At 73.5% G+C, this 26,388-nt stretch carries 24 protein-coding genes, 2 tRNA genes and 1 other RNA gene; 15 read left to right on the top strand and 12 right to left on the bottom strand.

The features are described from left to right. Positions 1 to 30: 30 nt before the first annotated feature. The 6 genes from ACFYP4_RS12615 to ffs form a co-directional block, all read right to left on the bottom strand. Positions 31 to 930, bottom strand: a complete 900-nt coding sequence (locus tag ACFYP4_RS12615; protein ID WP_358852603.1) for a phosphoribosylaminoimidazolesuccinocarboxamide synthase — start codon at positions 928 to 930, stop codon at positions 31 to 33. 231 nt (positions 931 to 1,161) lie between these two features. Further along, complete coding sequence (locus tag ACFYP4_RS12620; protein ID WP_358852602.1) at positions 1,162 to 2,703, bottom strand: N,N-dimethylformamidase beta subunit family domain-containing protein; 1,542 nt, start codon at positions 2,701 to 2,703, stop codon at positions 1,162 to 1,164. 179 nt (positions 2,704 to 2,882) lie between these two features. After that, complete coding sequence (locus ACFYP4_RS12625; RefSeq protein ID WP_388785677.1) at positions 2,883 to 4,661, bottom strand: hypothetical protein; 1,779 nt, start codon at positions 4,659 to 4,661, stop codon at positions 2,883 to 2,885. Between the two features lie 358 nt (positions 4,662 to 5,019). Further along, a complete protein-coding gene (gene purD, locus ACFYP4_RS12630; protein WP_388785125.1) occupies positions 5,020 to 6,273 on the bottom strand; it encodes a phosphoribosylamine--glycine ligase in 1,254 nt (417 codons plus the stop codon). Between the two features lie 609 nt (positions 6,274 to 6,882). After that, on the bottom strand, positions 6,883 to 9,189 hold the full coding sequence (locus ACFYP4_RS12635) for a DNA polymerase III subunit gamma and tau (RefSeq protein WP_358852600.1): 2,307 nt from the start codon (positions 9,187 to 9,189) through the stop codon (positions 6,883 to 6,885). Positions 9,190 to 9,332: 143 nt separating this feature from the next. Next, an RNA gene (gene ffs / locus ACFYP4_RS12640) (signal recognition particle sRNA small type) lies at positions 9,333 to 9,427 on the bottom strand. Between the two features lie 72 nt (positions 9,428 to 9,499). Between ffs and ACFYP4_RS12645 the strand changes: the two genes are divergently transcribed. Then, positions 9,500 to 9,587: transfer RNA gene (locus tag ACFYP4_RS12645), tRNA-Ser, on the top strand. Between the two features lie 15 nt (positions 9,588 to 9,602). On the opposite strand, the gene ACFYP4_RS12650 is transcribed toward ACFYP4_RS12645, so the two are convergent. Beyond that, on the bottom strand, positions 9,603 to 10,406 hold the full coding sequence (locus ACFYP4_RS12650; RefSeq protein WP_388785127.1) for a hypothetical protein: 804 nt from the start codon (positions 10,404 to 10,406) through the stop codon (positions 9,603 to 9,605). Positions 10,407 to 10,463: 57 nt separating this feature from the next. On the opposite strand from ACFYP4_RS12650, the gene ACFYP4_RS12655 reads away from it, so the two are divergent. Then, positions 10,464 to 11,339: a DUF72 domain-containing protein gene (locus ACFYP4_RS12655; RefSeq protein WP_388785129.1), complete on the top strand. Its 876-nt coding sequence runs from the start codon at positions 10,464 to 10,466 to the stop codon at positions 11,337 to 11,339. 74 nt (positions 11,340 to 11,413) lie between these two features. On the opposite strand, the gene ACFYP4_RS12660 is transcribed toward ACFYP4_RS12655, so the two are convergent. The 4 genes from ACFYP4_RS12660 to ACFYP4_RS12675 all read right to left on the bottom strand — a co-directional run bounded on the left by ACFYP4_RS12660 (position 11,414) and on the right by ACFYP4_RS12675 (position 17,435). Beyond that, positions 11,414 to 13,420 (bottom strand): copper resistance CopC/CopD family protein, encoded by a 2,007-nt coding sequence (locus tag ACFYP4_RS12660; protein ID WP_388785131.1) that lies wholly within the window; start codon positions 13,418 to 13,420, stop codon positions 11,414 to 11,416. A gap of 429 nt (positions 13,421 to 13,849) precedes the next feature. Next, positions 13,850 to 14,329 (bottom strand): cupin domain-containing protein, encoded by a 480-nt coding sequence (locus tag ACFYP4_RS12665; protein ID WP_358852597.1) that lies wholly within the window; start codon positions 14,327 to 14,329, stop codon positions 13,850 to 13,852. A gap of 9 nt (positions 14,330 to 14,338) precedes the next feature. Continuing rightward, positions 14,339 to 14,965, bottom strand: coding sequence for a GNAT family N-acetyltransferase (locus ACFYP4_RS12670; protein ID WP_388785133.1), 627 nt, complete (start codon positions 14,963 to 14,965; stop codon positions 14,339 to 14,341). Next, positions 14,955 to 17,435 carry a penicillin acylase family protein gene (locus ACFYP4_RS12675; RefSeq protein WP_388785135.1) on the bottom strand — a complete coding sequence of 827 codons (2,481 nt, stop codon included), beginning with the start codon at positions 17,433 to 17,435 and terminating at the stop codon, positions 14,955 to 14,957. Before ACFYP4_RS12675 ends, ACFYP4_RS12670 begins: the two co-directional genes overlap by 11 nt. Positions 17,436 to 17,651: 216 nt before the next feature. On the opposite strand from ACFYP4_RS12675, the gene ACFYP4_RS12680 reads away from it, so the two are divergent. The 6 genes from ACFYP4_RS12680 (at position 17,652) to ACFYP4_RS12705 (ending at position 21,422) form a co-directional block, all read left to right on the top strand. Next, the gene (locus ACFYP4_RS12680; protein ID WP_358852594.1) at positions 17,652 to 18,272 is read left to right on the top strand and encodes an HhH-GPD-type base excision DNA repair protein; all 621 of its coding nucleotides are present in this window, start codon (positions 17,652 to 17,654) and stop codon (positions 18,270 to 18,272) included. Positions 18,273 to 18,542: 270 nt separating this feature from the next. Further along, positions 18,543 to 19,238: an HdeD family acid-resistance protein gene (locus tag ACFYP4_RS12685; RefSeq protein ID WP_358852593.1), complete on the top strand. Its 696-nt coding sequence runs from the start codon at positions 18,543 to 18,545 to the stop codon at positions 19,236 to 19,238. 218 nt (positions 19,239 to 19,456) lie between these two features. Beyond that, on the top strand, positions 19,457 to 19,840 hold the full coding sequence (locus ACFYP4_RS12690) for a hypothetical protein (protein ID WP_388785138.1): 384 nt from the start codon (positions 19,457 to 19,459) through the stop codon (positions 19,838 to 19,840). 72 nt (positions 19,841 to 19,912) lie between these two features. Next, the gene (locus ACFYP4_RS12695) at positions 19,913 to 20,056 is read left to right on the top strand and encodes a hypothetical protein (RefSeq protein ID WP_358852591.1); all 144 of its coding nucleotides are present in this window, start codon (positions 19,913 to 19,915) and stop codon (positions 20,054 to 20,056) included. A gap of 314 nt (positions 20,057 to 20,370) precedes the next feature. Continuing rightward, positions 20,371 to 20,667: a type II toxin-antitoxin system VapB family antitoxin gene (locus tag ACFYP4_RS12700; protein WP_003999914.1), complete on the top strand. Its 297-nt coding sequence runs from the start codon at positions 20,371 to 20,373 to the stop codon at positions 20,665 to 20,667. Between the two features lie 98 nt (positions 20,668 to 20,765). Next, complete coding sequence (locus ACFYP4_RS12705; protein WP_358852590.1) at positions 20,766 to 21,422, top strand: LytR C-terminal domain-containing protein; 657 nt, start codon at positions 20,766 to 20,768, stop codon at positions 21,420 to 21,422. Between the two features lie 259 nt (positions 21,423 to 21,681). Here ACFYP4_RS12705 and upp read toward each other — a convergent pair whose 3' ends face one another. Beyond that, a complete protein-coding gene (upp, locus tag ACFYP4_RS12710; protein ID WP_358852589.1) occupies positions 21,682 to 22,317 on the bottom strand; it encodes a uracil phosphoribosyltransferase in 636 nt (211 codons plus the stop codon). Positions 22,318 to 22,609: 292 nt separating this feature from the next. On the opposite strand from upp, the gene ACFYP4_RS12715 reads away from it, so the two are divergent. From ACFYP4_RS12715 to ACFYP4_RS12745, 7 genes are all read left to right on the top strand, one after another. Beyond that, the gene (locus ACFYP4_RS12715) at positions 22,610 to 22,792 is read left to right on the top strand and encodes a hypothetical protein (protein ID WP_358852588.1); all 183 of its coding nucleotides are present in this window, start codon (positions 22,610 to 22,612) and stop codon (positions 22,790 to 22,792) included. Between the two features lie 270 nt (positions 22,793 to 23,062). Next, a complete protein-coding gene (locus tag ACFYP4_RS12720; protein ID WP_388785141.1) occupies positions 23,063 to 23,611 on the top strand; it encodes a hypothetical protein in 549 nt (182 codons plus the stop codon). Positions 23,612 to 23,680: 69 nt separating this feature from the next. Further along, on the top strand, positions 23,681 to 24,112 hold the full coding sequence (gene tadA, locus ACFYP4_RS12725) for a tRNA adenosine(34) deaminase TadA (protein WP_358852627.1): 432 nt from the start codon (positions 23,681 to 23,683) through the stop codon (positions 24,110 to 24,112). A gap of 60 nt (positions 24,113 to 24,172) precedes the next feature. Next, a tRNA-Ser gene (locus ACFYP4_RS12730) sits at positions 24,173 to 24,257 on the top strand. Between the two features lie 187 nt (positions 24,258 to 24,444). Further along, positions 24,445 to 24,624, top strand: a complete 180-nt coding sequence (locus tag ACFYP4_RS12735; RefSeq protein WP_358852586.1) for a hypothetical protein — start codon at positions 24,445 to 24,447, stop codon at positions 24,622 to 24,624. Between the two features lie 62 nt (positions 24,625 to 24,686). Beyond that, the gene (locus ACFYP4_RS12740; RefSeq protein ID WP_358852585.1) at positions 24,687 to 24,980 is read left to right on the top strand and encodes a Dabb family protein; all 294 of its coding nucleotides are present in this window, start codon (positions 24,687 to 24,689) and stop codon (positions 24,978 to 24,980) included. Between the two features lie 198 nt (positions 24,981 to 25,178). Then, on the top strand, positions 25,179 to 26,222 hold the full coding sequence (locus ACFYP4_RS12745) for a SigB/SigF/SigG family RNA polymerase sigma factor (protein WP_388785143.1): 1,044 nt from the start codon (positions 25,179 to 25,181) through the stop codon (positions 26,220 to 26,222). Positions 26,223 to 26,388: the final 166 nt, after the last annotated feature.

Genomic DNA, 26,388 nt, shown 5'->3' on the forward strand with positions numbered 1-26,388 from the left:
CCCGGCCTCGGCCGGGGGCTTCTTCGTGGTTCAGGACCAGCTCGTACCGGTCAGCCGCTCGAACGCCTCGATGTACTTGGCGCGGGTCGCGTCCACCACGTGGGCGGGCAGCGCGGGCGGGGGCTGCTCGCTCCCGCGGTCCCAGCCGGACTCCGGCGAGGTCAGCCAGTCACGGACGAACTGCTTGTCGTACGACGGCTGGGCGCGGCCCGGCTCCCACTCCTCGGCCGGCCAGAAGCGGGAGGAGTCGGGGGTGAGCACCTCGTCGGCGAGGACGAGCGTCTCCCCCTCGAAGCCGAACTCGAACTTCGTGTCCGCCAGGATGATGCCGCGGTCACGGGCGATGTCGCGGGCGCGGCCGTAGACGGCGATCGTCGTCTGGCGCAGCCGGGCCGCCGTCTCGGCGCCGACCTGACGGGCGACCTCCTCGTAGGAGACGTTCTCGTCGTGCTCGCCGACCGCCGCCTTGGTGGCCGGGGTGAAGATCGGGGCGGGAAGCTCCGAGCCGTCGACGAGACCCTCGGGGAGAGCGAGACCGCAGACGGTGCGCGACTCGTCGTACTCGACGAGGCCCGAGCCGGTCAGATAGCCGCGCGCGACGCACTCGACCGGGACCATCTCCAGGGACTTGCAGACGAGGGTCCGGCCCGCCCAGTCGGCGGGCGCGCCGGGCGGCAGCTCGGTGCTCAGGACGTGGTTGGGGGCCAGCTCGGCGAGCTGGTCGAACCACCACAGTGACAGCTGGGTGAGGACGCGGCCCTTGTCGGGGATCTCGGTCGGCAGCACCCAGTCGTAGGCGGAGATGCGGTCGCTGGCGACCATCACGAGGTCGCCCGCCTCGTTCTGGTACAGGTCGCGCACCTTGCCGGTGTGCAGGTGCACCAGGCCCGGCACCTGCAAGGGCTCGGGCTTGTCGACGAATCCGGACACGGTTCCTCCCCGTGGTTGAAGAAAAGGGGCGCCCGCGAGGCCCGAAGAGGCTGGCGGTGGGCGACGGGTGGGCCCAGGTGGGTCGATTCTCCCGTATGCGGGGGACGGCTCCGGTCACCGGGTGTGCGGTGGAGCCGCGGGGCGGTGCGCGCGCGGTGCCGGTGCGGGCCCGGCCGGGGGTGGGGGGCGGGGGTGCCGGGGTGATCCGGGCGAAGGTGCGGGGTGGGGGATTCAGTCCCGTTTGCAGATGCGGTCCAGGAGGTTCGCCGTGGCGCGCTGGACACGGGTGTCGACGTGGCCCGGACGGTCCAGGGCCGGCGACCAGGCGAACGTTCCGGACGCGAAGACCAGGGCTCCCGACTCGGCACGGTAGACGGACGTCTCCTGGTGACGGGTGACACCCTCGCTGTCCGCGTACGGGGAGTGCGCCAGCAGGATCCGGCCCTGGTGCTCGGGCAGCGGGGTGCGCGGAAAGTAACGGTCGGCCTCGCCGGCGACCAGACCGGGGAGTTCGTCCCCCTCGTGCGCGCCGGTCGCCTCCCACAGCCAGTGGTCGGCGTTGCGGACGACGAGCGGGTGGGGCTCCGGGACCCGTCCCGCGTACTGGATGCCGATCAACTGCTGCTCCGGGCGGTCGATCTCGCGCCACAGCGCCGCCTTTCCCGGCCCCTTGCGCTTGCGGCAGGTCAGCAGGCGGTCCGGAACACCGGACGGGGACGGCCCCAACTCCACCTGCCAGTACATGGTGTTGGCGGAGAGGAAGACCAGCGACGTGCCGTGGTCGCGGGCGCGCTCCACGGTGCGGCGCATGGCGGTCGACCAGTACTCGTCGTGGCCGGGGAAGACCAGACCCCGGTAGCGGGTGGGATCGACCCGGCCGGCGTGCAGATCGCGGGCGTCGGCGTACGCGAGGTCGTAGCCGTAACGCTCGGCCCAGCGGATGAAGTCGTAGGCGTGGCCCACGTGGAGGGGCAGGCCGGCGCCGGCGTACGGGCGGTCGAAGGAGATCGTCGTCGCGGCGTCGGCCTCGCCGAGGAGCCGGCCGTCCTCGTCCCACGCGTGGTAGAGGCTGGCGCCCGTGCGGCCGTCCTCCGGGTACAGGTTGTACGCCTGCCACGTGATGTCGGGGAGCAGGAGCAGCAGATCGGCGGGGTGGTCGTCGCGGACCGTGAAGGGGACGTGGGAGCGGTAGCCGTCGGCCGTGGTGAGTACGGCGACGTACGCGCCGACCGACCAGTGGCTCGGGATCTGCAACCGCCAGGACAGCCACCAGTGGTGGCACGAGACCGTGCGGTCGGCGGTGAGCGGGGGCGGCTGGACGATGCCGGAGAGGCGGGGACTGGTGGTGATCTTCGAGGCACCGTCTCCGCCGTAGTGGCCGATGCGGTAGATGTCGACGCTGAATTCCTGCGGCGGGTCGACGGTGATGTGGAAGTCGAGGGACTCGCCCGGGGTGGCCGCGCCGGTGGACGTGAAGCCCTTGATCTGGCGGTGGACGTCGTCGGCGGAACGGGGGCCGCCGGGGGCAGGGCGGGAGCGGGGACCGGAGGAGGCACGGCGCGGGCGGGGGACGGCCGCGGCGGGGCCCCCGGGGGGTGCGGGGTCGTGGTCGAGCTCGTCCACGGGGTCGATGTACCAGGGGACGACCTGGCCCGTGTCGCCGAAGTACTGCTCGTCACCGCGGAGCCAGGGGACGGGGCCCTGGCCGAAGGGGTCCGTCACGGCGTGCGCCAGGGCCCCCGACTCCCAGCGGCGGATCTGTTCCGACCCCATGTCCGCTCCCCTCCTCAGCGCCCCCGTGCGTTGCGGTACCTGCCGTGCGCGCGATCGGTCCCCAGCACATCACACAACGCACGTACTCCGTCACCGTTCGTCGCGAATTCGTGTTAACGGAGCGGGGGTTCCGTGGCCTCGGCGGGTGGAGCGCCTCGGCCCGGAGCGTCCGTGCGCGGTCAGACCAGGCGGACTGGTTTCTCCGGGCGGACGCCTGTCCGGTGGAGCCAGGTCCTGAGCGGGGCCGGGTCGCCGGACTCGATCAGGGCGAGGACCCGGGGGCCCAGGTCGGCGGCGCGTTCGCCGTCGACCAGGAGGGCCGGGCCGTCGAGCCAGTCGAGGCCCGGCAGCGCCCCGGCCGTGTCCATCGCGGCGCAGCAGACCATCGCGGTGACGTGATCGGCCAGCAGCTCGCGGCCCGTACGCGGCGGCTGGAGCGGGAAGAGGGGAAGCATCCCGTCCGCCCACAGCGCGCTGTCGGGACCGCCCTGCTCCACGCCGGAGGCGGGGACAGGCCCGACCGCCGCCTCCTCCCGTGCGATCTCCGCGCTGAGCGCGGCCACCAGCGCGGCCGTCCGCTCGTTGCCCAGGGGGTCCTCGTCCTCGTCGCCGATGTCACCGGCGGCACCGGCGGCAGCGGTGTCCTCGTGCGGAGGTGGCGCCACGGCGGGCGAGTCCGCCGGGACGGTCGTCATGTGGTCCAGCACCCGGGACAGCGTGGGACCGGGGTCGGGTGCGGCCGGGCCCTGCGCCGGGCGGACGCCCTGGGCGTCGAGGACGCGGTGGAGGCGGGCCGCGTCGGTCCGCCAGGTGCGGTCGACGACCTCCTCCGGATACTCCTGCCAGTTCACCGGGGCCCAGTCCGGCCCGCGCTCGGCGGGACCGCCGTGGAAGAGGCGGGCGGCGAGGAGGGAGGCCGCCTCGTCGACCGTGCCGGGTTCCTCGAGGAGGTCGCAGGCGGGGCGCTCGCCGAGCCGGGAGGTGAAGCCCTCCGCGAGGCGGTCGCGACGCGAGAGTTCGGTGAGGGCCGCCACGACGCCCGCATCGAGCCGGGAGGGCCAGCGGCCCATGCGCCAGGCGGGCACGGCGACTCGGGTCAGCAGGCGGTCCCAGCCCGCGTACGCGAGCCCCACCTGTTCCTGGGCGACGATCCGCAGGCCGTAGTCCACGGCCTGGGCGCGCTCGGCGGCGGCTGCCGCCACCCCCCGCTCCATCTCGGCCGCGTGACCGCGGCAGCTGCGCAGGAGCAGGCGGGTCACCCAGCCGGCCACGCCGAGCACCGTACGCACCAGGGGGCCGCGGGCCGGCGCGGAGGTCTCGGCCACGGCCGCGTCCAGCCCTCGTACGAAACGGCGGGCCGCGGCTATGTCCGGGTGGGCGGAGGGCCCCGTGCCCGCGACGACCGGGGCGAGGACCGCTCGCAACTCCCCCACCCGCATCCACCACAGGAAGGGCGAGCCGATGACGAGGACGGGCGTCGCGGTGCTCCGCCGGTGCCCGTGTCTGTGGGCCCTGAGTGCCGCGAGGCGGCTGCCGCGCCGCGCGGGGCGGTTCTGGGCCGGGTGGGTGCGGTCCTCCAGCCAGCTGTCGCAGTCGGGGGTGAGCGCTATCGCGGAGGGGACCGGGACGTCGAGCCGGTCGGCCAGGTCGCGCACCATCCGGTACAGGTCGGGCGCCGAGCTCTCGACGATCGGGACCGTGGGGCTGACCGCCGGGCGGGCCCGGGAGACGACCACCGCGATGGCCGCGGCCGCCAGCAGGACCAGCACGGCGAGGACCGAGACCACCCAGCGGGCGGTCCCCCAGGCTCCGCCGACGAGATGGCCGGTGGGGCCGCCGACGAGCAGCACGACGGCGACGGCCGCGGGCAGCAGGGCGACGGCCAGCGCCCTGCTGCGTATGCGCAGCACGGCGAGAGCCCGGGAGCGCGCCGCTTGCACGCCCACCTCCACACCCATACCGGTCACGACCGGATGCCACCCCCTACCGTCTCGCCCGAAACCCGCCGTGACAGTGGCTGTCACGGCCGGCGGCGGGGCATGCGCTGGCGTTGCTCATCCCCCCACTGTGGCACCCGCCGCTGACATCGCAATGCCGGTGGGCCAAGTGCCGGAACGCTTGCGCCGCACCCTAGTTGGGGCTCCGGCCCCCGTCAGCCGGATGGGGCATCGGTCACTCGATGGAATGGCTTTGGGGAGAGGTGGATGACGGTCGGCAAGGATCAGGCCCCGGATTCCTGAGGAATCCGGGGCCTGATTGCTACAGCTGTTCGTGGCGGAGAGTGGCTGGTTCTCGCCCTTCGACGGCCGGCGAACGCTACGCCTCCGCCGCCGCCCTCGCCGCGATGTCCGTGCGGTGCAAGGAACCGTCGAGGCGGATCCGGGAGAGCGCCGCGTACGCACGGTCGCGGGCCTCGGTGAGATCGCCGCCCACCGCCGTGACCGACAGCACGCGACCGCCGGCGCTCACCACGGCGTCGCCCTCGCGCTTCGTACCGGCGTGCAGGACGTACGCGTTCGGAGCGTCCTGGGCCGCGACCTCGTCGAGACCCAGGACGGGGTCGCCGGTGCGCGGGGTGCCGGGGTAGTTGTGGGAGGCCACGACCACTGTGACGGCCGCGTCGTCGCTCCAGCGCAGGGGCGGGAGGAAGCCCAGGTTCCCGGTGGCCGCGGCGAGCAGCAGGCCCGCGAGCGGGGTCCGCAGGCGAGCGAGGACGACCTGGGTCTCCGGGTCGCCGAAGCGGGCGTTGAACTCGATGACCCGGACGCCGCGGCTGGTGATCGCGAGTCCCGCGTAGAGGAGACCGGAGAACGGGGTACCGCGGCGGCGCAGCTCGTCGACGGTCGGCTGGAGGACGGTCTCCATGACCTCGTCGACCAGCTTCGGGTCCGCCCACGGCAGGGGCGAGTACGCACCCATGCCGCCGGTGTTCGGACCCTTGTCGTCGTCCAGGGCGCGCTTGAAGTCCTGGGCCGGCTGGAGCGGGACGACGGTCTCGCCGTCGGTGACCGCGAAGAGGGACACCTCCGGGCCGTCGAGGAACTCCTCGATGACGACGCGGTCGCAGGCGTTCGCGTGCGCCCGGGCGGCCTCGATGTCGTCTGTGACGACGACGCCCTTGCCCGCGGCGAGGCCGTCGTCCTTCACGACGTACGGGGCTCCGAAGGCGTCGAGCGCCTCCTCGACCTCGTCGGGCGTCGTGCAGACGTACGAGCGTGCCGTCGGGACGTCCGCGACCGCCATGACGTCCTTGGCGAAGGCCTTGGAGCCCTCCAGCCGCGCCGCCTCCCTGGAGGGGCCGAAGCAGGGGATGCCCGCCTCGCGTACGGCGTCGGCGACTCCCGCGACGAGCGGGGCCTCGGGGCCCACGATCACCAGCTCGGCGCCGAGCCGCGTGGCCAGCCCGGCCACGGCGGCGCCGTCGAGGGCGTCGACCGGGTGCAGCTCGGCCACCTCCGCGATGCCCGCGTTCCCGGGGGCGCAGTGCAGGGCGGTGACGTCGGGGTCGGAGGACAGGGAGTGGCACAGGGCGTGTTCGCGGGCGCCGCTACCGATGACAAGGACCTTCACGGGGGTCAGCCTAGCCGTCCCGGGCGGGTGACCTTGTAGAGGCTTCCGAGGGGTGGGACCGGCGGCGTTGGTGGGATCCTCCGAGACGCGGGCGCGGACGCCGTTCCGGGCGGGGGCCGGGGGGAGTCCGCGGGGCGTTCCGCGGGGGGGGGTGCGGTGGGCGCCGGCCTGTGCGGGCGTACGGCGCCTGCGGCGGCGGCGGTGGCCGGCGGACTGTGCGGCGGGCGGTGGCCGGCGGAGTGTGCGGCGGGCGGTGGCCGGCGGAGTGTGGGGCGTACGGCGCTGCGGCGGGCGGTGGCCAGCGGCCTGCGCGGCGGGCGGCGCCCGCGGTGGGCGGTCGCCGGCGGCCTGTGCGGCAGGCGGCACGGATGCGGCCGACCCTTGCGGCGGCGGTCGACGGCGGACTGTGCGGCGTACAGCGCCCGCGGGGGGCGGTCGTCGGCCGCAGGGGGCCTGCGCGGCGTACGGCGCTGCGGCGGGCGGTGGCCGGCGGACTGTGCGGCGTACCGCGCCCGCGGTGGGCGGTCGTGGCCGCAGGGCGTGTACGGCGGGCGGTCGCCCGCAGCATGTGCGGCGTACGGCGCCCGCGGATCCCGCTCCCCGGCGGGGTCACTCGTGTGAGAACTCCTCGACCACCGTCGCGCCCAGCTCGCGGACGATGAGGTCGTGCCCCGAGAGGGCGGACTCGTCCAGGTCGGGGTCGTCGTCCTCCGGGGTGTCGTCCTCCGGGGAGACCGGGGGCGGCGGCTCCGGGGCGGACGGGGCGGGTCTCGGGGCGGACGCGGTCTGCGCGGGACCCGCGGAGGGGGAGTCCTGGTGCGGGGCGGGACGGGCCGCCGGGGCCGGCTGCTGCGGGGCGGGGCGCGGGGCGGCAGGACCGCCGCCGTACCCGCCGCCGAAACCGGGGCCAGGGCCGGGCGGCGGCGCCGAACCGCCCGACGGGTCGACGATCGCGTCGATCTTCCACTGCACGTTGAACTGCTCGGCCAGCGCCTGTCGCAGGACGTCCTCGCTGCCGCTGCTCGCGAAATTGTCCCGGGCGCCCGCGTTGACGAAGCCGATCTGGAGGGTCGTGCCGTCGAAGCCGGTGACCTGCGCGTTCTGGCTGAGCAGGATCCAGGTGAAGCGGCGTCGGTTCTTCACCGCCTCCAGGATGTTCGGCCACAGGGCACGCGGGTCGGGGCCGCCGGTCACCGGGGCGGGGGCGGGCGCCGCGGGCGCCGGAGCGGGGGCCGACTGGGCCGACGGCCGCGCGGGCGTCGCCGGCGGGGACGCGGGCGCGGGGGTCGCGGGGGCCTGACCGCTGCCCGCGGGCGCCGCCGTCGGCCAGCCGCCGGGGCGCCGGCCGCCGCCGCCACTGCCGACGGCGGTCGCGGTCGGCCAGGCGCCCGGCGCGGAGCCGCCGGCGGGCTGGGCGGGCGCGGCCGGGGACGGCTGCGGGGCCGCCGGAGCGGGAGCGGGCGGAGGTGTGGGGTCCGCCTGGGCCGGGGCCGGGGCAGGGTCGGGCGCCGCCGGGGCCGGGGACCGTACCGGTGCACCGGAGTCCGCCGTGGGTCCGCCGGTCCCGGAAGCCGGGCCGGCCGACCGCACCGCGGCCCGGACCGCCGCCGCCCCGCCGCCGGGCGCCACGGCGGCGCCACCGGCCGGTGCCGGAGGAGACCCGGCTCCCTGCGCAAGCGGCGCGCCGCTGCCGTGCGCGTCCGGACCGGGTGCCGGCACGTATCCCATGGCGGGTCCCGCGCCGCCCCCGCTCACGTTCACGCCGCGTTCGATCCGGTCGAGCCTTGCCATGACGGACCGCTCGTCCCGGTAGGCGGCGGGAAGCAGCACGCGCGCGCAGATGAGCTCGAGCTGGAGCCGCGGCGAGGTGGCGCCGCGCATCTCCGTCAGTCCTTCGTTGACCAGGTCGGCGGCGCGGCTCAGCTCCGCGGCGCCGAAGACACCGGCCTGGGCCTGCATCCGCTCCACGACGTCGGCGGGGGCGTCGATGAGTCCCTTCTCCGCGGCGTCCGGCACGGCCGCCAGGATCACGAGGTCCCGCAGCCGCTCCAGCAGGTCGGCCACGAACCGGCGGGGGTCGTTGCCCCCCTCGATGACGCGGTCGACGATCTCGAAGGCCGCGGCCCCGTCACCGGAGGCGAAGGCCTCGACCACCGAGTCCAGCAGCGAGCCGTCCGTGTAGCCGAGGAGCGAGGTCGCCATGGCGTATGTCACACCGGCGTCGCCCGCTCCCGCGAGCAGCTGGTCCATGACGGACATGGAGTCACGCACGGAACCGGCGCCGGCCCGCACGACCAGCGGCAGCACGCCGTCCTCCACGGGGATGCCCTCACTGCCGCAGACCTCGCCCAGATACGTCCGCAGCGTGCCGGGCGGCACCAGCCGGAAGGGGTAGTGATGCGTCCGCGACCGGATCGTCCCGATGACCTTCTCGGGCTCGGTCGTGGCGAAGATGAACTTGAGGTGCTCCGGGGGCTCCTCGACGACCTTCAGCAGCGCGTTGAAGCCGGCCGGCGTGACCATGTGGGCCTCGTCGATGATGTAGATCTTGTACCGGCTGCTCGCGGGACCGAAGAAGGCCTTCTCGCGCAGGTCACGGGCGTCGTCGACGCCTCCGTGGGACGCGGCGTCGATCTCGATGACGTCGATGGAACCCGGCCCGTTCCTGGCCAGGTCGCGGCAGGACTGGCACTCGCCGCACGGCGTCGGCGTCGGTCCCTGCTCGCAGTTCAGGCAGCGGGCGAGGATGCGCGCGCTCGTGGTCTTCCCGCACCCGCGCGGACCGCTGAACAGGTACGCGTGATTGACCCGGTTGTTCCGCAGCGCCTGCTGCAACGGGTCGGTGACATGCTCCTGCCCGATGACCTCGGCGAACGACTCCGGGCGATAGCGGCGGTACAGCGCGAGAGACGACACACCTACGAGGTTATAGGCGCCCACCGACAACGAGGACCGCCCGGAAGCCGCCTCGCTCCGGACCCGCCCGCCCCTTAGGCACCGCCCGGGCCGACACCCGGACCAGCGACGACACCGACGGCCGGACCGACCGCCCCGGGAACGCAGACGCCCCCCACGCACCCGCCAGAGCCAACCTACCCTTGCTGCCTTCCGGCCCTGGGGGAGTTCAGTCAGATAGCGCCACGTGAGGGGCTCCGCACAGGTTACCTGATCCTGGCGGGGAGAACGAGTTCGCGAGCACTCCTCAACGTCTTGTATTGTTTGCCGCGGAGGATTCGCCTAGAGGCCTAGGGCGCACGCTTGGAAAGCGTGTTGGGGGCAACCCCTCACGAGTTCGAATCTCGTATCCTCCGCCAGTGCCTCACCGGGCACTAACGTCGAAGGGCCCCGCTGCTTGCAGCGGGGCCCTTCGACGTTGTCCGTCTCAGTTCGCCTTCGGGAGCTCCCCCACAGCATGTTGGGTGTGATCCCTCCCGAGTGCTCCCCCAGTACCTCACCGGACGGACGATCCCGCCGCCCCTCAGGGGGACGGTGTCCGGGGAAGTGGGCTGATGCCGGGTTCGAAGTGGGTGCGGAGGTAGATGCGTGCGCTTCGGGGCGTACTCGTGGGCGTACAAGCGGACGCAGCGCTCGTCCGACGTGTCGTACGGGCCCGAAGAGGACTGCGCGTCTCCAGCGGCACCGGGGCAGACGTAGCCGTAGCGCATGCCCTTCTTGAAGGTCTCCGGTTCCGGGAGGCCGAGGTGGGTGAAGTCGTGGGGAGCGGGGTCGGTCTGTGCGGACGTGGGCTCCAGCCATCTGCCCCGCGGAGGATGCTCCTCCAGGTACCGCTCCGCCTGTGGCCTCGTCAGCGTGAAGGTGAGGAGGCCGGTGTCGAAGCGTGAGGTGACCTCGTACGCCGCCCGCGGGGACCGGGCCGCGTCCGGGACGTCGAGCCCCATCCGTTCGCTCATCCACTCCGGCGTGATCCCCTCGGCCCACTCCGACTCCGCCGCCCGCCGCCTGACGCGGTCGTCGTCCTGCCCGTCGTCCGGGCTGGTGAGGAGGAGCCCCGTCGCGATCAGGGCGACGGCCGGAGTCAGCACGGCGCCCACCGCTGTGATCAGCCACCGCCTCCGGCTGCCGTCGCCGGCGGACGGATTCTCGGGGGCCCTGGGTGCGTCGGCGTGGTTCATGTCGTGTCCCGTCCGGTTCGGTGTCCGTAGTGGGATCTCGTGGGTAGCCGCTGGTTCATGGCTGAGATTCTGGTGGGGGCGTGTTCGTGGACGGATCGGGCCCTGGTGTCCAGTGGCTGGTATCCCTCGGGGTGGCGGGACGCGGAGGGGCGGCTGCGGCACTACGCCGGGCGGTTTCCCGTCGTGGAGGTCGACTCCAGCTATTACGCGTTGCCCAGTGAGCGGAACAGTCTGCTGTGGAGCGAGCGGACGCCGGACGGGTTCGTGTTCGACGTGAAGGCGTTCTCGCTGCTCACCGGGCATCCGACGCGGGAGGGTGCGCTCCCCGTCGATCTGCGGGGGCGGATCGGGCGGGGCGTGCCGGACGCCGGGGTGCTCGACGAGGTGTGGGCGCGGTTCGCGTCCGCGCTCGAACCCCTGCGGCGTACGGACCGGCTCGGGACCGTGCTGTTCCAGTTCCCGCCGTGGTTCGCGCCGGAGGCACGGTCGGCGGCGTTTCTCCGGGAGTGCGCGGCGCGTGCGGCCGGGTGGCCCCTCGCCGTGGAGTTCCGCCATCCCGGGTGGTGGCAGGAGGGGCTGTACGGCAGGACCGCCGACCTGCTCACGGGGCTCGGCATGAGTGCCGTCGCCGTGGACATGGTGCAGACGCTGCGCACCTCCGTCCCGCCCGTCACGCCGGTCACCTCGTCCGAGCTGGCCGTCGTCCGCTTCCACGGGCGGAACGAGGCGTGGGGAACCGGCAGCAAGGAGGACCGCTTCCGCCACGAGTACACCGGCGCTGAACTCGCCGAGTGGGCGCCCCGGGTGGCCCGGATGGCCGAGGACGCCAAACGCGTCCACGTGCTGTTCAACAACTGCTGTGCCGACGCCGCCGTCCGGGCCGCGGAGGCCATGCGGCAGCTGCTCGTCCGGGAAGGGCTCAGCGTGCGGTGAGTGGGTGTGGGGGGAGCTGGGTTCCCTGCTGCCCGGCTCATCACACGCTGCCTGGTGGGCCTCGGCTCCGGCCGCTAGCCGATCCGCACGGTCTTCGACACCGTGACCTGGTCGATGTCCGTCGTACGGACCGTCACCTTCATCGTCCAGGTGCCGGGGAGCGGCAGGTTGACACCGTCCGTGCCCCAATAGCCGCCCCGGTTGGTGAGCTTGGCGTCGAGCGGACCGACCTTCTGCTCGGTCAGCGTGAAACTGAGGCGCAGTTCGGGGACGGTGGCGATCCCTCCGTCGGGTCCGAAGACCACGGCCTGGACCGTGTTCTCGCCCACCCGGCCCGGTCCCAGGTCGATCTGGACCTTGCCGTGGCCGCCCGGCGTACCGACGTCGAAGGGGATCAGGGTGCTGGTGTCGGCCGGCTGCGCCGCGGTCTCCGCGGCCGACGGCGTCGTCTCCGCCTCGGCCCGGCCCGGCTGGGTGCCGGTGAGCACCGTGGTGATCACCAGGACCACGATGCCCACGGTGACCTCCGCGAGGACGGAGCGGCGCAGGGCACGGCGGTGCGGCGCCTCGGCCGGACCGGCCGGCTTCGAGTCCGGGGTGGGGCCCCGGTCGGCAGCCGGGTCGTCCGGGTCACGTGACCCTTCGTAGGAGTTCGGCTCCGTGTTCCCGTCGGAGCCGGCAGTGGTACCGCCGGTGACAGTGCCCGGACCGCCGTCCACGTCGGCGTCGGCACTGGCAGAGGCGGTCGCAGTGCCCGGACCGCCCACTCCCTCGGTGTCGCCGTGCGAGGCGGTTCCCACCGGCTCCGGTACACGTGTCCGGACCACCCCCCGGCGACCCGCGGGCACCGCGTACTCGCCCGTCGCGGTCCCGCTCCCCGCCGTCACCAGTCGCCCCGTCCAGCGGCGCGACCAGGCCGCCGCCGCCAGCACCAGCAGGACCGCCGCCAGCTTGGCCGTCAGGATCCTGCCGTACGACGTGGTGGTGAGGGCGTCCCAGGAGCCGAGGCCGCGCCAGGACTGGTAGACGCCGGTGGCGACCAGGACGGACACCGCCGCGAAGGCCAGCCGGGAGAAACGCGCCACGGCCTGCGCGGGGACGGCTTCCGGGGACCGGTGGAGGGCGGTCAGCAGCGCGGCGAGCCCGCCGAGCCAGACCGACATCGCCAGCAGGTGCAGGACGGCGGAGACCATCGCCACGGGGACCTGGATGCCCGCGGAGGCGTGCTCGGCGGCGGCCCAGGTCGACGCGAGGCCCACGGCGAGCAGCCCGGTCACGGCCTGCGAACCCCTCCCGGGCCCGGTCATGGCCTGCGGAGCCCTTACGGGCCCGGTCTCGGGCGCGTCCCGGCCGGGTGTCCGCGGGGCAAGCAGCGGAAGGAGGGCCACGACGGCCAGGAGCACCAAGCGGGCCAGCAGCGCCACCCCGGGCCGGCTCGTCAGCGTGGCGGACAGGACGGACGGGTCGAACGCGGTCGCCGGGCCGCTCCCGCGCTCGTACGGGCCGCGGAGCAGCAGCAGGGCGACGGTGGCCGCGAACAGGGTCCACCAGCCGGCCAGGAGCAGCCCCCGCAGCGCCCCGAAGCCGGTGACCGCGGTGAACGCGGCCGTCCCGACGAGCAAGGCGACCGCCGCGTACGCCGCGTACCGGAAGACGTCGTAGAGCGTGCCGGCGACGGTGTCACCGGCACCGTCGGACGGCACGACGGCACTGGTCGCCGAAGGCGCGCCGACGGAGAACGTGAACGCCCCGGAGACGGGGTGGCTGTCCGCCGAGACGACGCGCCAGGCGACGGTGAAGGTGCCGGTGCCCAGATCGCGCGGAAGGCTCACGCGGGCCGTGTCGGAACGGCCGTCCGCGTGCCCCGGCTCGCCGGTGTGGACGCGCCGGTTGTCGGGGTCGAGCACCCGGAAGGAGTCGTCGAGCAGCCCGACCGACTCGGTGAAGGTCAGGGTGACGTGGCGCGGGGCGGTTTTGAGGACCTTTCCGTCCCGGGGGTCGGCGTCGCGGAGGGCGGCGTGCGCGGACGCGGGGCCCGCTCCGCCGAGGAGGAGCAGGAGCAGCACGGCGCCCAGCAGCACCAGGCGGCGAGGGACTCGCCCGCCGCGGCGCCCGCCGTCCCGTCCCCGCCCGGCAGCGGTCCGCCCGCCGGGGGCGTCGCCGTGCGCGTCGCCCCATGCCGCGTACCGCGATCCGTCGCGTCCGCCCTCGCGTCCTGGCGCTCGCCGCACTTCTCGCCGTAGGCCCACGTCACGTCTCCATATCCGGCGCCCGGCGTCCGACGGCCGGGCATCCGGGTCGTTCATGTCTTCGTGTGTCCCTGTGTCCCTGTGCCCGGATGTCCCCGTGTCCGGATGTCCCCGTGTCCGGGGTGTGCCGGTGTTCCTGGCTGGGAAACCTGCGACGCCCCTGCATACGGACGCGCGCGGCCCGGCGCTCACCGCTCACGGAGATTCGCGCCCTCATCCCGTACGGGAACGGGGCGGGCCGCGTTCACCACGTCGGCGCGCTCAAGGGCGGCACAGCGCGGTGATCCGTGCCGCCTCGGCGGGGTAGCGGGCGGTCAGTTCGGCCGGGTCCCCGTGCTCGTAGCCCTCGTAGGTGAAGCCGGGCGCCATCGTGCAGCCGAGGAACGACCAGGCGCCGTTCCCGGCGACCCGGGCGCCCATCCAGGTGCCCGTCGGCACGGTGAACTGCGGGTACTGGCCGCCGAGCACGTCGGGCCCGAGGACAGCCGTGCGCGTGCTGCCGTCCGGGGCGAGCAGCAGCATCTCCAGCGGGTCGCCGAGGTAGAAGTGCCAGATCTCGTCCGCGGGCAGCCGGTGCAGGGCCGAGAAGTCGTCCGGCGCCGAGGTGAACAGGGCGACGATCGCGGTCCCCTCGGGGCGGCCGTCCGGCCGCTCGGGGCCCGCCCAGGTCCGCCGGAAGCGGCCGCCCTCGCGGGGGATCGGCTCCAGGCCGTAGTGCCTGACGAGGTCTTCGGGCGTCATGCGGCCAGGCTACTGAGCCAGGACCGCGCCGGAGGCCGCCTCTTTGGTGAGAAAGGCGAGTCGGGCGCGCTTCTCCGGCAAGTGGACTTCGGGGAGGTCGATTTCGGGCAGGACGACCAGCGGTCCGGGCTCGAAGCCGTTGCGCAGGAACCGGTTGATGGCCTTCTCGTTGCGTTCGTCGGGGTCGATCACGATCCGCGTGCGGTCCAGGCCGGTCAGCGCGTACGAGGTGAAGGCGGCCAGCAGCCCGTCGGAGAAGCCCGCCCGGCCGCCGTCCGGGCCCGCGGGGGCGATCAGCACGTGCATGCCGATGTCGCCCGGTTCGACGTCGTAGCACTCGGCGACCCGGTCGGCGGCCGGCTCGTACGTCTGCAGCAGCCCGGCAGGTTCGCCGTCCTTGACCGCGAGGAAGGCGTGGTGGGTGTCGAGCGAGTCCAGATGGACGTACGTCTCCAGGACCTGCTCCGCGGTGAAGCCGGTCATGCCCCAGAACGCGGCCCGCTCCTCGGTCACCCAGGCGTGCACGACTGCCAGGTCGGCGTGCGGGTCCAGGGGCAGGACACGGACGGTGCCGAAGCCGTCGATCCGCTGTTCGTGGACGGCTTCGCGGGTGGCCGCGTACGGCTCAGTGGTCATCGTTCTCCTTCGTCAGGCGGTCCCAGTCGGTCACGACCGGGGCGAGATCACCCCTGAGCCACAGGGGGAGCTGGTCACGGTGGTGGGGCGTGCCCGGGACGCCCGAGGCGCCGAGGGGGACGACCCAGAGGCTGTCCTCGCGGTGCGCGAGGTCCCAGACGTAACGGGCGGCGGGCCCGCGCGCGGCGAGGTCGGTGACGCCGGGCACGGCCGAGGTGCACAGCACGCAGTCGTGGTCGCCGGACAGGGCCGGTTCGTCGTTCGGGCCGGTGGGGAGCGCCCGCCACGCGGCCAGGCGGTGGGTGTCACCCCAGGTGGTGTCCCGGGTGGCGGTGCCGGGGCCGGCTCCGACCTCGGTGCCGGCGCCGACTTCGACCTCGGTGCCGGTGCCGGCTCCGACGTCGGTGCCGGTGCCGGGCGTACCGGCTGTTCCGGCGGCGGTCTCCTCCAAGGCCTCCTGGACGATCGCGGCGCGGTCGATGCCCGGCAACTCCCTTGCGGTGAGGAGGTTTTCCAGGGCGTAGCCGATGCGGACGGTGAGGGAGAGCCAGGGGCGGAAGACCTCCGGGTACGCGGGCGGATCGGTCAGGCACGCGAGGGCGGGGTGCGCCGCCAGCCGTCGTACGACCGCACCGCGCACCGCCGCGTAGGCCGCCGCGCCGGTGCTGTCGGCGTCCATGTGCCGGTCCCAGGACAGGAGCCGGGCCCGTACGGCGGCGGCCCGCGGACTCAGCGCGTCCTCGTCGAGCGCGGCGAGGCGCTCCAGCAGCGGGGCGGCGGAGGCGAGGTGTGTGTCCGTGTGGACGGCCGCCATGTCCGGGGCGGACCAACCCATGCGGGCGGTCAGCAAGGCACGGATGCGGCGGGCCCGGTGCGGCGCGGCGAACTCGGTGCCCAGCGGGGACGCCGGGCCGCGCTGGTTGGCCATGACGGCGAGGCCGTCGTCGACGGTGCCGCGCGGCATCTCGTGCCAGCCCCGCCACTCGTGGCCGGGCTCCCAGGCGGGCACGACCCGTGTGCGGTTGTCCGCGCCGCGCACCGGCACCTTTCCGGCGACCCGGTGCAGCAGGCCGCCCTCGGTGTCGGCGGCCTGCACCACGTTCACGGGTTCGGCCCACCGGTCGAGGGCGCGGTCCACGTCGGCGACCCGGCGGGCCCGCAGGAGCGGAAGAAGCGCGCCGAAGCCGAGATCGTGGGTCACGCGGGGCGGGTAACGGAGGCTGATGGCATCCGCGAAACCGGCGACGCCTTCGGCACCGACGAACTCTGCGGCACCAGGGGGCTCTTCGGCACCGGCGAACTCCCGGGCACCGGGGGGCCCTTCGGCACCGGCGAACTCCCGGGCACCGGGGGGCCCTTCGGCACCGACGAACTCTCGGGCACCGGGGGACCCTTCGGCACCGACGAACTTTCCGGCAGCCACGACCCCTTGGGCGCCGGGGGACTGTCCGGCAGCCACGACCTCTTGGGCACCGGGCGACCGGTCGGCGTCGGAGGCCACCCCCGTGACCGTCTCCCCGGTCCCGGGGTCGGTCCCGGTCCCGGGGTCGCGCGGACCCCCGATGACCACCGGCCCCCGTCGCGTCTCGACCACCTCGACCTCCACCGGCTCTCCCCCCGCCACCTCCACGGTCTCGACGTGGCAGGACGCCGGACGCCACACGCCGTCCGGGTCGAGGGCCTCGACACCCGAGGGGGTGCGCCGCAGACGTTCGCGGTAGAGGTCCTGGTAGTCGGCCATCGCGTTGGTGATGGCCCAGGCGACCGTGCCGGTGTGGGCGAAGTGCGCGATGCCGGGGACCCCGGGGACGGCGAGCCCGACGACGTCGAACTCCGGGCAGGCGAGGCGGATCTGCTGGTAGACGCCGGGATCCTCGATGAAGCGGTGGGGGTCGCCCGCGATGACGGGCCGGCCGGTGACGGTGCGCTCGCCGGTGAGGAGCCAGCCGTTGCTGCCGACGGTGCCTGGTCCGTCGGTGGCGAAGAGCCCGACCGCGTCGGCTCCGAGCCGGCGTACGACTTCCTCGCGCCACAGCTTGGCCGGGAAGCCCACGAAGAGGATGTGGGTGCTCAGCCAGACGCCCAGCGGGGTCCACGGCTCCCACCGGCCGGGTTCGAGGCGCGCGGCCGCGAACTCCGGGGCACGGTCCGCGCCTCGCGGCAGGCCGGCGTTGACGCCGTCCACGTACGCCCGGATCCAGTCGGCGGTCTCCGGGTCCTGTTCCTCCAGGGCTGTGAAGCAGTGCCGGGCGGTGTCCGCGACCCGGGCCCGGCGGACGAAGCAGTCCCAGCCGACGGAGTCGGGACCGAGGAACGCGGCCGAGGTGCCCTGCGCGCGGTGCCGCTCGACCTCCAGCTGCCAGGCGCGGTCCGCGGCGGTGACCCGCCCCTGGAGGTGGGCGAGTTCGCGTGCGCCGTCCGCCCGTAGGTGGGGGATCCCCAGGGCATCACGGTAGATCTCGCTGCTCACGATCCATCCCCAGTCACTTGAGGTTAGCCTAACCTAACTGCATTTGCGGCGGAATCGTACGCGAAGTGCGAGAACCGCGTGCCGCGCGGGTCCAAGACCGAGGAACGGCACCGACGAGCGGCACGCACCCTTGGGTTCGGAGCGGCACCGACGAGCGGCACGCACCCCTGGGTTCCCGGAGAGGCGCCACGCGCGCGTGCGGGCGATCATCGAGGCATGGACGTCACCCTTCACCTCGCCCAGCAGCCCGAAGCGGACGAGCTGCTGGGGCGCAGCGCCCTCGCCGCGCTCGTCGGGATGCTGCTGGACCAGCAGGTTCCGATGGAGTGGGCGTTCGCGGGCCCGTACACGATCACCCGGCGGCTGGAGAAGGACGATCTCGACGCGCACGAGATCGCCGCGTACGACCCCGAGGCGTTCGGCGCGCTGCTCTCCGAGAAGCCCGCCGTGCACCGCTACCCGGGGTCGATGGCCCAGCGGATCCAGCAGCTGTGCCAGTACCTCGTGGAGCACTACGACGGAGACGCGAGCGCGGTGTGGGAGGGCGTCGGGACGGGCGGTGAACTCCTGCGGCGGCTGAAGGAACTCCCGGGCTTCGGGACCCAGAAGGCCCAGATCTTCCTCGCCCTGCTGGGCAAGCAGCTCGGCGTGCGCCCCGAGGGCTGGCGCGAGGCCGCGGGTGCGTACGGGGAACCGGAGGCCTACCGGTCCGTCGCCGACATCACCGGCCCCGAGTCGCTGACGAAGGTGCGGGCGCACAAGCAGGAGATGAAGGCGGCGGCGAAGTCCGCGAAAGCCGCGAAGTCCGCGAAGTCCGCGAAGAGCACCGGGACATAGTTCCGGAGGAACACCCCGGGCAGGTGCAGCCGCCTCGGCCGTCCCCAGCGCCGGGCCCCCTTGACCGCACCGGGCGTGCCTCGCCTCGACCACCCCGGACGCCGGCCACCTCGGACGCCGGCCACCTCGACCATTGCGGACGCCGGCCACCTCGGCCGTTCCGGACGCCGGCCACCCCTGGCGTCATCCGCCCGGCCCGTCCTCCCCCGGTGTCATCCGCCCGGCCCGTCCCGGGTGGCGGGGCGCGCGGCGGTGGCCGGAGCATGAGACATGACCGAGGCACCCAGCGGCTCCCCACGGGGTCCGGAATACGACGACCGGCGGGTCCACGCCGCCCGGGACCGGCGCGGCGAGCACCTCTCCCCGGGTGACTCCCCTCGGCGTCCCGACAGCGCCGAGACCCTCGAAGGCCCCCTGCACTTCCTCTCCCGCGCCGCCTGGCAGGCCGTCATGGCCGCGGGCGTCGTCGCGCTGGTCCTGGGGGTCCTGGTGCTGGCGTGGCCGAAGGCGACCCTGTTCGCGGCCGGTGTGCTCTTCGGGATCTACCTGGTGTTCAGCGGGGTGCTGCAACTCGTCGCCGCCTTCGGGACGCACGCGGCGACCTCGCTGCGGGTCATGGCGTTCATCAGCGGCGTCGTGTCCATTCTGCTGGGCCTGTTCTGCTTCCGGGGCGCGATGCAGTCGATCCTGCTGCTGGCGCTGTGGATCGGCATCGGCTGGCTGTTCCGCGGGATCACCCAGACACTGGCCGCCGCGTCCGACCCGGCCGTGCCCGCGCGCGGCTGGCAGATCTTCCTCGGGATCGTCAGTTTCCTCGCCGGGATCGTGCTGATCGTCTCCCCGTTCGAGTCGGTCGCCGTACTGGCCGTCGTCGGCGGCTGCTGGCTCATCGCGGTCGGCGTCACGGAGATCGTCACGGCGTTCCGGATCCGCGGGCGCGCGCGCCTGGTACCCCGCACCCTCTGACGAGCACCCCGGCGGCGGGCGTGGACGGCCTCCGGTACGCCAAGCGGGCGTATCCGGCCGCCCGACCGATGAACCCACCGCCCCGCCGGGGGACATCACCTCTCATGAGCCCCACCCCGCGTCCGCCGCACCCGCTGCGCCGGTGCGCACGCGCGCGGGGCGGGGCCCGTACGGGGGCTCCCGCCGGAACTCCCGCGGGCGCCCCGTCGTGCACTCGGGTGGGCACGACGGGCGCCCGGGCGGGCACGACGGCCGTCCCGGTCGCTCCCCCGCCGGCGGCTCCGGCCGCCGCCCGGCGCACCTGGCTGCGGATCCTCGTCCTCCTCGTCGTCGCGATGCTCGCGGCCGGCGCCCGCCCCGAGTCGCTCGTCGCGCCGCCCGCCGCCGTCGCCGCCGAGACGGGCGGCCTCGAACAGGACGTGCTCGACACGGCCCTGCGGCCGCCCGCCCGGCACGGGCACCGGCTCGTGATCCCGCTGCGCCCCGCACCCTGCCCCGGTGACGGGCGCCCGGCCCCCGCCGCCCGCGCTCTCCCCGTACCGTCACCGCCGCCGTACGTCCTCGCGCTGCACGTCCTGCGCTGTGTGGTCCTGCGCTGCTGAGAGGCCCGGTCCCCGGACCGTTCCGCATCCCCCACCGGCACACGAGACCAGACCAAGGACAAGGACACAGCCATGCCCCACGATCCCTACGCGGTTCTGCACGCCCTCCTGCGTGCGGAGGCCGTACGCAACGCGCCCAAGACGAAGACGGAGTCCCGTACGGGCCCGGACGGGCAGCGCGAGCGGACGACGCCGAAGGAGCACGGACGGCGGTGAACGAGGGGCGGCCGTTCTCCGCGGACGGCCGCCCGGGCCCTTCCTGATCGCACGCCCGCGCGGACCCGGTGTCCAAAGCTCCGGTGCGGGGGCCGGTCACCCTCCCGGGTGTGGCCGCCGAAGGACCGCCGGCCCGGTGTCCCGGCCCCTCATGTCAGGCACCCTCCCCCGGTCCACGCCGGTCCGAGCGTCGCGGACACCTTCCGGGGAACCTCGAACAGTTACCGGTTTGCCCGGGTATACGGGTTCTTTTGCAGCGCCGTACTCCACCGCCATGGCTGCGCCCGGAAGGTCTTGACCGGTAGGCTTTCCGTGTGATCTTCAAGCGCATCGGAAACGGCCGGCCGTACCCCGACCACGGCCGGGAAAGCACCCGGCAGTGGGCGGACGTCGCGCCGCGCCCGGTCCGCCTCGATCAGCTCGTGACGACCAAGGGCCAGCTGGATCTGGAGACCCTCCTCGCCGAGGACTCCACCTTCTACGGCGACCTCTTCGCGCATGTCGTGAAGTGGCAGGGCGACCTGTATCTGGAGGACGGGCTGCACCGCGCGGTCCGCGCCGCGCTCCAGCAGCGCCAGGTGCTGCACGCCCGCGTACTCGAGCTGGACTGAGCTCCGCGGGACCCAGGGTTGACCCTTTCGGGTTGGACCGCACGTAAGCCAATGATCATTTAGTAGTTATCGTCGCCAAGTCGCACTACGCTGCGCCCATGAGCATGCTGACTCCCCCGGGCATGGGCCGCCAGTACCGCATCACGGGGGACAAGTACCCGCGGATGCGCCGACCTCGGGGCCGCCGCAGGATTGCGTTCCTCGTCATCGCCTCGGTCGCCGCGCTGGGGTTGATCGGCTGGGGAACGCTGCAGCTCATCGACGTCTTCACGGGTGGCGGCGGCGACAAGGCATCGGCGGCGGTGGGTGCCAGGACGGCGTGCGCGCCCCGCGAGCACCCTTCGCCCAAGGCGTCGCCCGCCGCGGGCACGCTGCCCGAGCCGGGCGCGGTCACCGTCAACGTCTTCAACGCCACGTCCCGCAGCGGCCTCGCCAAGGAGACCGCCGACGAGCTGAAGAAGCGCGGCTTCCGCATCGGCCACGTGGGCAACGCGACGAAGGCGTACGACAAGAAGGTCGAGGGTCCCGGGATCCTGCTCGGCGCGCAGGCCGCGACCACCGCCGCGCTGCCGGTGCTGAACACCCAGCTCTCGGGCGCCGAGGTGAAGACGGACGACCGCCGCGAGGCCGCCGAGGTCGACCTCGTCATCGGCGACCGCTTCACGTCGCTGACGGCCAAGGAGGACGCCGGAAAGGCCCTGGCCGTGCTGGCCAGGCCCGAGCCGGCGCCCTCCGCCACGAAGAAGTCCTGCTGAACCCCGCGGCTCCCGCGGGAACCTGATGCCGCCCCGGGCCTTCGCGCAAGCCCGGTCCCGGCCGTCACGGTCGCCTGCCCCCGGGCCGTCGCAGAAGCGCGGCCCGGCTTTCACCGGACGCCCGACTCGAACCGTCGCGGGAGGCCCGTCCCCGGTTCCACGGAGACGGGGAAGCGAAGGGACGGGAAGGCGAAGGGACGGGAAGGCGAAGGGACGGTGAAGCGAAGAGACCGGGACGAAGAGACGGGGAGCGGGAGAGCTACTCCGCGGCGCCGTACATCCGGTCGCCGGCGTCGCCGAGGCCCGGGACGATGTAGCCGTGCTCGTTGAGCCGCTCGTCGACCGACGCCGTGACGACCGTGACCGGCGTGCCCGCCAGGTCGCGCTCCATGACCTCGACACCCTCGGGGGCGGCGAGCAGGACCACGGCCGTCACGTCGTCGGCGCCCCGCTTGATGAGCTCCTGGATCGCGGCGACCAGCGTGCCGCCGGTGGCCAGCATCGGGTCCAGGACGTACACCTGCCTGCCCGAGAGGTCGTCCGGCATACGCGTCGCGTACGTGGACGCCTGGAGCGTGTGCTCGTCGCGCACCATGCCGAGGAAGCCCACCTCGGCGGTCGGCAGCAGGCGCACCATGCCGTCGAGCATGCCGAGGCCGGCCCGCAGGATCGGCACGACCAGCGGACGCGGGTGGGAGAGCTTGACGCCGGTGGTGGCGGAGACCGGGGTCACGAGGTCGACCTGCTCCGTGCGCACGTCCCGCGTGGCCTCGTAGGCGAGCAGGGTGACCAGCTCGTCGGCGAGCCGCCGGAAGGTCGGGGAGTCGGTGCGGCGGTCGCGCAGCGTGGTGAGCTTATGGGCGACCAGGGGGTGGTCGACGACGTGGAGACGCATGTCCACAACAGTAACCGGGCTTTCCCCGCCCACCACCGCCCCGCCCGGCACCCGGGAGCCGCCCGCGCACGGCAGGCCCACGCACGTCCCGCCGGTACACGGCCCACGGCGCCGGACCGCCACCCCCCAACACCCGCACCCGCCGCGCCCTGAGCCGGATCCGGACGTTGGCCACGAACACAGCCCGGACCGGACCGGAATCCACACATCCCCCGGAAGCACCGTGTTCCCACTGGCATCAAACCGCCCGTCGGAGGGAAAGTGGGAGGGACGGACCTGGGGTGGTGTGCCTATGCCGGAGCGGGACGACGACTTCCTGGAGCAGCGGGAGACGGAGGCCGAGCGCCGCAGACGCCGTGCCCAGTTCCTGCGGGAACTGACCGAGGCGCGCGAGCTGCGTGAGCGGGTCCAGCCGCGCCGCGCCAAGGCGGCCCGGCTGCGCCACGCCATGCGCATGCGCACGTTCCGCTGGTAGCGGCGCCCGTCCCGGACGGGCCGCGCCCCTGGCCGACGGCCGTCCGCCCGCCGCCACCGGTGGTGGCGCGCACGTCCCGGGAGCCCTCGGCCGCGTACGATCCCGCTGGTAGCGATCGAAAGAGGCAGACACAGCAGGGCGAAGACGTCCCCTCAACGCTCTCTTTCTGCCACGATTCCGAGTGGGTGGGGCTCACAGCAGCGCTTCCGCCCACAGCCTCCGCCGGGGGGACCCCCAACCGGCACGCCTAGGACCAGTGGGAGAGTCACGGTGTACTTCGCCGCACTGCTCGCGCGCACCGAAGACGGGTGGGAAGCGAGCGACACAGAGCTCGACGATGTGGAGACCCTGTCGAATTTCACCGACCTGGCCCGCGAGGCCACGGTCGACGACGACACGGTCCTCCTCCTCATCGAGCAGGAGGACGGATGGTTCGGGGTCGTTCGCGTGGACGGCGAGGAGGACCCTCGTATCTACGTCTCGGACGCCGCCGCAGCATCCCGCAGTTCGTACGGCGAGATCCTGCTCACGGACGAACTTCTCGGAAGGGAGCCCGGGGACCCCGACGTCCCCGACCTGGACTCCCTCGACCTCGACGGCACGGAAGACGGTGAGGGAGAGGACTCCGACAACGACAACGACGACGAAGTGCCCGGTACGCCCGGCGAGGCCGTGCCGCACGGTCCGGTGGGGGACCGCGAGGTCCTCTCCGACCTGGGTGTGGGCGAGAAGGAGCTGCTCGCCCTCCACGCGGGCGACGCGCTCAACACCATCGCCGAGGCGCTGGGGGCCGCGGAGGTCCTGGAGACCGTCCGTTAGGTTCCCTCGGTGAGCAGTGCAGAGGAGACGTCACCGCCCGATCCCGTACGCGACCCCTGGCGGGCCGCGATGCGGCTCGCCCTGGACGAGGCCCGGCGGGCCGCCGGGGGCGGGGACGTCCCCGTCGGCGCCGTCGTGCTGTCCGCGGACGGCACGACGGTGCTTTCGACCGGGCACAACGAGCGTGAGGCCACCGGCGATCCGACGGCGCACGCCGAGGTCCTCGCGCTTCGCAGGGCGGCGGCGCGGGCCGGTGAGTGGCGGCTGTCCGGCTGCACGCTCGTCGTCACCCTGGAGCCCTGCACGATGTGCGCGGGCGCGCTGGTCCAGTCCCGGGTGGACCGGGTCGTCTACGGCGCGCGCGACGAGAAGGCGGGTGCAGCGGGCTCCGTGTGGGACGTCGTACGCGACCGGCGGCTGAACCACCGCCCCGAGGTCGTCGAGGGTGTCCTCGCCGATGAGAGCGCGCGTCTGCTCACCGAGTTCTTCCGGGATCGCTGACCGCGGGGACCTCCGAAACGGATTTCTGACCACGCCCCACCTTGGGGTAGGGTCTCCCTCGGTAGCGTGTCCGAGCGGCCGAAGGAGCTCGCCTCGAAAGCGAGTGTGGCGCAAGTCACCGAGGGTTCAAATCCCTCCGCTACCGCTGGAGAAGGGCCCCGTCGAAAGACGGGGCCCTTCCTGCTTCCCCCGGCTCCCCGGAGGCGCGGTGAGGAGCCGCCGGATACGTGATCTTCGGCGCCTCCCCGAACACCTGGCCGGGATACACTCACCGCCGGCAACAGGGGGCCCACCGGGGCGCAGCAGGCACAGCAGGCACAGGGGAGGCCGCGGTGGCGGTGCATTCGAAGAAGATCGCCGTCTACGTTCTCGTGGTCTTCGCGCTCTACGTGATCATCACCGACCCGGAGAAGGCCGCCGACTACGTCCAGATAGGGTTCGAGGGCATCTCGAATGCCGCCCAGGCCGTCGGCGACTTCATGACGTGGGTCGCCAACGGGGCCAAGGACTAGGTCCCGCCGGGCCGGGTCCCGGCGCCGGAGCCGGGCGGCCCCCGCCGTCCCTGGGAGCGCCCGTGATCCGCCATCTGGTCCTCTTCAAGCTCAACGAGGGCGTCCAGCGCGACGACCCCCGTGTCGTCGAGGGTGTCGCCGCCTTCCGGGCGCTCGGCGGGCAGATTCCCGAACTCGCGTTCTGGGAGTGCGACTGGAACATCACCGACCGGCCCATCGCGTACGACTTCGCGATCAACTCGGCGGTGGCGGACACGGACGCGCTGAAGCGCTACCTGGAGCACCCCGCGCACCAGGCGGGCGTCGCGCTGTGGCGTGAGTTCGCCACCTGGGTGATCGCCGACTATCCGTTCTGAGTGCGCGTCACTCCTCCAGGGCCCCTCGCCGCGACCGGCGAGGGGCCCTGTGCGTCGTATGGCTCATCTGACCATCAACACGGTGTTATGCGGTGCTTGCACACAGTGCACATGTCTTGTGATGCTATGACCGCTTTTGACGGATGAGTTGACGGAGACGTCGACGGATCGTTGACGAACGAAGAGGTGGCGTTGACCTTGTCGGCCAGTACTGCGCCACCCCAGGAAGACGTCCCCGACCAGGCCCAGGGCCAGGAGCGCCCCCGCCAGGCCCCGGCCTCCGCCCCGGCCCTGCCCTCCGCCCCCGTCCAGCCGACCGCACCCACCCTGCCGACCGCTCCCGCGCGGCCCCCGGCCCCCGGACAGTCCGCCCCTCCCACGCAGCCCTCCGCCCCCGGACAGTCCGCCACCGGGCAGCCGCCCGCCCCGGGCCGGCCCGGCACGGCGGAGGAGCAGCCCGCGCCCGCCCCGGAGAAGCGCCGCGGCGCCGACACCCGGGCCCTCACGCAGGTGCTCTTCGGGCAGCTCAAGAACCTGGAGCCGGGCAGCCCGGAGCACGGACGGGTGCGCGGCGCGCTCATCGAGGCCAACCTGCCGCTCGTCCGGTACGCCGCCGCCCGCTTCCGCAGCCGCAACGAGCCGATGGAGGACGTCGTCCAGGTCGGCACCATCGGCCTGATCAACGCCATCGACCGCTTCGACCCCGACCGCGGCGTGCAGTTCCCGACCTTCGCCATGCCGACCGTCGTCGGGGAGATCAAGCGGTACTTCCGGGACAACGTGCGCACGGTCCACGTCCCCCGCCGGCTGCACGAACTGTGGGTGCAGGTGAACAGCGCCACCGAGGACCTGACCACCGCCTTCGGCCGCTCCCCGACGACCGCCGAGATCGCCGGGCGGCTGCGGATCTCCGAGGAGGAGGTCCTGTCCTGCATCGAGGCCGGACGCTCCTACCACGCGACGTCGCTCGAGGCCGCCCAGGAGGGCGACGGACTCCCCGGACTGCTCGACCGGCTCGGCTACGAGGACCCGGCGCTCGACGGGGTCGAACACCGCGATCTCGTTCGCCACCTTCTCGTGCAACTGCCCGAACGGGAACAGCGGATCCTGCTGCTGCGCTATTACAGCAATCTGACGCAGTCACAGATCAGCGCCGAACTGGGTGTCTCCCAGATGCATGTGTCAAGGCTCCTCGCGCGCAGTTTCGCGCGTCTTCGATCCGCAAACAGGATCGAGGCGTAACCGTCAGGAGCGAATCGCCCGGCGGAACTTTTTCCGACAGTTTCACACTGATAAACCGTCAGACCCCTTCTTTCCAGGGCCTATTCACCCCTCCCATGTCGACATGTCACTACAGCGTGTTGCCGACATGTGACATTCTGCGGGAAGCGCGTTTGCCGCGGCCTCG

It is taken from the genome of Streptomyces sp. NPDC005551, assembly GCF_042871785.1.
In the GTDB taxonomy this organism is placed as follows: domain Bacteria; phylum Actinomycetota; class Actinomycetes; order Streptomycetales; family Streptomycetaceae; genus Streptomyces.